The organism is Streptococcus mitis (assembly GCF_005844455.1).
GTDB classification, from domain to species: domain Bacteria; phylum Bacillota; class Bacilli; order Lactobacillales; family Streptococcaceae; genus Streptococcus; species Streptococcus mitis_BF.
On sequence record NZ_SPGF01000089.1, the window covers coordinates 1 to 4544 of the forward strand.

Annotated in this window: 6 protein-coding genes; 3 read left to right on the forward strand and 3 right to left on the reverse strand. The window is 41.0% G+C overall.

The features are described 5' to 3' along the window. The coding region (locus tag FGQ53_RS11110; RefSeq protein WP_171019147.1) for a transposase at positions 1-247 on the forward strand (247 nt) is incomplete at its 5' end. A 141-nt stretch (positions 248-388) separates the two neighbouring features. Here FGQ53_RS11110 and htpX read toward each other — a convergent pair. Both htpX and FGQ53_RS11120 read right to left on the reverse strand, forming a co-directional pair. Further along, a complete protein-coding gene (gene htpX / locus FGQ53_RS11115; RefSeq protein WP_138338812.1) occupies positions 389-1288 on the reverse strand; it encodes a zinc metalloprotease HtpX in 900 nt (299 codons plus the stop codon). Between the two features lies 1 nt (position 1289). Next, positions 1290-1850: a LemA family protein gene (locus FGQ53_RS11120; protein WP_000219838.1), complete on the reverse strand. Its 561-nt coding sequence runs from the start codon at positions 1848-1850 to the stop codon at positions 1290-1292. A 93-nt stretch (positions 1851-1943) separates the two neighbouring features. On the opposite strand from FGQ53_RS11120, the gene rsmG reads away from it, so the two are divergent. Next, complete coding sequence (gene rsmG, locus FGQ53_RS11125; RefSeq protein WP_138338815.1) at positions 1944-2657, forward strand: 16S rRNA (guanine(527)-N(7))-methyltransferase RsmG; 714 nt, start codon at positions 1944-1946, stop codon at positions 2655-2657. A gap of 204 nt (positions 2658-2861) precedes the next feature. Beyond that, positions 2862-4145 carry a uracil-xanthine permease family protein gene (locus tag FGQ53_RS11130; RefSeq protein ID WP_171019148.1) on the forward strand — a complete coding sequence of 428 codons (1284 nt, stop codon included), beginning with the start codon at positions 2862-2864 and terminating at the stop codon, positions 4143-4145. 160 nt (positions 4146-4305) lie between these two features. Here the strand turns inward: FGQ53_RS11130 and FGQ53_RS11135 are convergent. Further along, a partial coding sequence (locus FGQ53_RS11135) for an IS30 family transposase (protein ID WP_138338820.1) occupies positions 4306-4544 on the reverse strand: 239 nt, incomplete at its 5' end.

The following is a 4544-nucleotide window of genomic DNA, read 5'->3' on the forward strand; positions in this document are numbered from 1 at the left end:
TCCAATGACCTACGAAGAGACGATGACGAGCGACTTTTTTGAAGCTTGGTTTCAGAAGTTTCTCTTACCAACATTAAACACACCATCAGTTATTATTATGGATAATGCAAGATTCCATAGAATGGGTAAGCTAGAACTCTTGTGTGAAGAGTTTGGGCATAAACTGTTACCACTTCCTCCCTACTCACCTGAGTACAATCCTATTGAGAAAACATGGGCTCTTTTGTCTTATTCTTGTTTCAATTGACTATATCATGTGTTCTGAACGAAGTTTCCTAAAGAAATTCTAAGTTGTATCGTAACCAATTGATTTCTGAGTTGACTATATAAGAAAATGAGCATCTCCAACTACGAGAATGCTCATTTTTTAGGATTGTATAGGCAAATTTTACATATGTTTCAAACGCTCAATCCGTTCTGAGATAGGTGGGTGAGTATAAAAAAGTTTTTGGAACCCTCCCCCTTTCTTGGGAGCATTAATATAAAGTGCACTACTGGCATCATCTACAGGACGACTCATAGGTTTACTATTATTCAACTTACGTAGAGCATTTATCATCCCTTGTGGATTACGAGTCAACTCGACACTGGAAGCATCAGCTAGGAATTCCCTCTGGCGAGAAATAGCTAGTTGCACCAAGGTTGCAGCAAGAGGTGCCAGCACAATAGCTAGTAGAGAAACCACTAGCATAATGATTTCTAAGCCATTTCCATCTCGGTCATCGTCACTTCGTCTGCGACCTGCACCACCCCACCACATCATACGACCAGCCATACTAGAAAGCATGGTAATGGCACTGGCAAGGGCAACAGCAATAGTCGAAATACGGATATCGTAATTACGGATATGACTGACTTCATGGCCCATAACAGCTTCTAGCTCCTCACGATTCATGATAGCTAGAAGGCCTGAAGTCGCAGCAATTGCCGCATTTTGAGGATTAGAACCTGTCGCAAAGGCATTTAGGGCTGGATCATCAATGATGAAAACACGGGGCATGGGAATCTGAGCCACCATGGCCATATCTTCTACTACATGGTAGAGGTCTGGTGCTGTTTGCTCATCAACCTCACGCGCCCCATTCATAGACATGACAATCTCTGTCGATTGAAAGATCATGGTCAGAGCGTAGATAAGGCCTATAATTAGGGCAATAATCATGCCGCCAAGACCTGAGCGCATGAAGAGATAGCCAACCGCATAACCAACCAAGGCCAAGAGTAGGAAGAAAACCAGCAACAAAATCCAGGTTTTTCGTTTATTGCTCGCAATTTGATCAAACAACATCTTAATCACCTAAACCACTAAAGTCAACTTTAGGAACTGCCTTTTCCTCCTCAGGTGTTTGAAGGAAGTCTGCAGCTTTAAAGCCAAATAGTCCTGCGATGATGTTACTTGGGAAGCTTTCAAGTTTTACATTGTAGTTGCTGACAACACTGTTGTAGAGTTGGCGTGAGTAAGAAATTTTATTTTCTGTATTGGTCAACTCTTCTTGCAATTTGATAAAGTTAGCACTAGCTTTCAAGTCTGGGTAATTCTCTGCTACTGCAAAGATACCAGAAATCTGGCGGGTAAGGGCATCACTGGCCTTCATAGCTTCGGCTGGTGAAGTTGCTGCGGCTACTTGTCTACGAAGTTCTGTTACTTTTTCCAAGGTAGAACCTTCATATTTCGCATATCCTTTGACTGTTTCAATCAAGTTTGGGAGGAGATCATTACGACGCTTCAACTGAACATCGATCTGGCTCCAAGCCTCCTTGGTTTGCATACGATTTTTAACCAAACCGTTATAGCTAACAATCACAAAAATAACAATCAGAGCCAAAACTCCAAGAATAATCCAAGTCATAATCTTATTCCTTTCTACTTTTAGATTAGTACCAGTATATCAAATTTTTAATGATTGTGGTAAAATAAGATGATACTAAAGAAGGAAATAACTATGAAACCAGAAACATTTTACAATTTGCTTGCCGAGCAAAATCTTCCACTTTCGGACCAGCAAAAAGAACAATTTGAACGTTATTTTGAACTCTTGGTCGAGTGGAATGAAAAGATTAATTTAACAGCCATTACAGACAAGGAAGAAGTTTATCTCAAACATTTTTATGATTCGATTGCACCCATTCTACAAGGCTTGATTCCCAATAAAAATATCAAACTGCTTGATATAGGGGCTGGGGCAGGATTTCCTAGTCTACCAATGAAAATCCTCTATCCTCAGCTTGATGTGACCATCATTGATTCACTAAATAAGCGCATCAACTTCCTCCAATTGTTGGCTCAGGAGCTGGATTTGGATGGCGTCCACTTCTACCATGGGCGTGCAGAAGATTTTGCCCAAGATAAGAACTTCCGTGCTCAATATGATTTTGTAACAGCTCGTGCGGTTGCCCGTATGCAGGTCCTATCTGAATTGACCATTCCTTACCTGCAAGTTGGTGGCAAACTATTGGCACTCAAGGCCAGCAATGCTCCTGAGGAGTTATTAGAAGCCAAGAATGCCCTCAACCTCCTCTTCAGCAAGGTCCAAGACAATCTCAGCTACGCCCTACCAAATGGAGATCCGCGTTACATCACAGTGGTAGAAAAGAAAAAAGAAACACCAAATAAATATCCACGTAAGGCTGGCATGCCCAACAAACGCCCGCTTTAAATTTTTAAGTAAAAAAATATTTACAAAGTTTGTAATTTTTGCTATACTATCACAAGCAAAGGTTTTTAATGTCATCCCGTGAGGTGACGAAGACGCAGAAATATTTGAAACTCTTTAAAGTCTAGATTTTAAAGAAGTCTTACTCTGAGGGCCTATTGCTATAAAATAATGGGCTCTTTTTTGACGCCCAAAAGTGAGGTTTATATGAAACAAGAATCAACTGTTGATTTGTTACTAGACGTTGACCAACGTCCTTCAGCTGGAAAAGGAATTCTCCTTAGTTTCCAACACGTTTTCGCCATGTTTGGTGCGACCATCTTGGTACCATTGATTTTGGGAATGCCTGTATCTGTTGCCCTTTTTGCTTCAGGTGTTGGAACACTCATCTACATGATTTCAACTGGATTTAAAGTTCCAGTTTATCTAGGTTCTTCATTTGCCTTTATCACAGCTATGTCACTGGCTATGAAAGAAATGGGTGGTGATGTATCTGCTGCCCAAACAGGGGTGATCTTGACTGGTTTGGTCTACGTCCTTGTTGCTGCTGGTGTTCGTTTTACAGGTACAAAATGGATTGATAAACTCTTACCACCAATCATTATTGGACCTATGATTATCGTTATCGGTCTTGGACTTGCAGGTTCAGCTGTTACAAACGCTGATCTTGTAGCGGATGGAAATTGGAAAAATGCTCTTGTAGCGGTTGTTACTTTCCTAATTGCTGCCTTTATCAATACAAAAGGAAAAGGCTTCCTACGAATCATTCCATTCCTCTTTGCCATTATCGGTGGTTACCTCTTCGCACTAACTCTTGGCTTGGTTGACTTTACACCAGTTCTTAAAGCCAACTGGTTCGAAATTCCTGGTTTCTACTTGCCATTTAGCACAGGTGGTGCCTTTAAAGAGTACAATCTTTACTTTGGTCCAGAAACTATTGCCATCTTGCCAATCGCTATCGTAACAATTTCTGAACATATTGGTGACCATACTGTTTTGGGTCAAATCTGTGGCCGTCAATTCTTGAAAGAACCAGGTCTTCACCGTACTCTTCTTGGTGACGGTATCGCAACTTCTGTTTCTGCCTTCCTTGGTGGACCAGCCAATACAACTTACGGAGAAAATACAGGGGTTATCGGTATGACTCGTATCGCTTCTGTCTCAGTTATCCGTAACGCTGCCTTTATCGCGATTGCCCTCAGCTTCCTTGGTAAATTTACTGCCTTGATTTCAACTATTCCAAACGCTGTACTTGGTGGTATGTCAATCCTTCTCTATGGAGTTATCGCCAGCAACGGTTTGAAAGTCTTGATTAAAGAACGTGTTGATTTCGCTCAAATGCGTAATCTCATCATCGCAAGTGCTATGTTGGTCCTTGGACTTGGAGGAGCTATCCTTAAACTTGGTCCAGTAACACTTTCAGGTACTGCCCTATCAGCCATGACAGGAATCATCTTGAACTTGATCTTGCCATACGAGAATAAAGACTAAGAGTCTAAATACACCTAATCCACTCAGACAACTGAGTGGATTTTTCGTGTAGCATAATATAGTCAATGGAAACAGGAATAAGACAAAAGAGCCTCAAAAAAAGAGTCTGGGACAAAAAGATTTTGACTTTAGGTATTCTTTGGCGAATTTCAAGTTCAAGTTAGCCATCAAGAAGAAATTCTATGGGTGACTTGTAGTTCAAGCATTTTTTAGGATAGTTGTTAATCCAATTTTCGATGAATGCGACTTCCTTAGGAGTCGTTTTCTTAGTTCCTTTAGGTAACCATCTACGAATGAGCCTGTTGTGATTCTCATTAGTTCCCCTTTCCCAAGAGGCATAGGGGTGCGCATAATAGATATGTTCCTTAGAAAACACATCAGACAATCGGTTGAATTCCG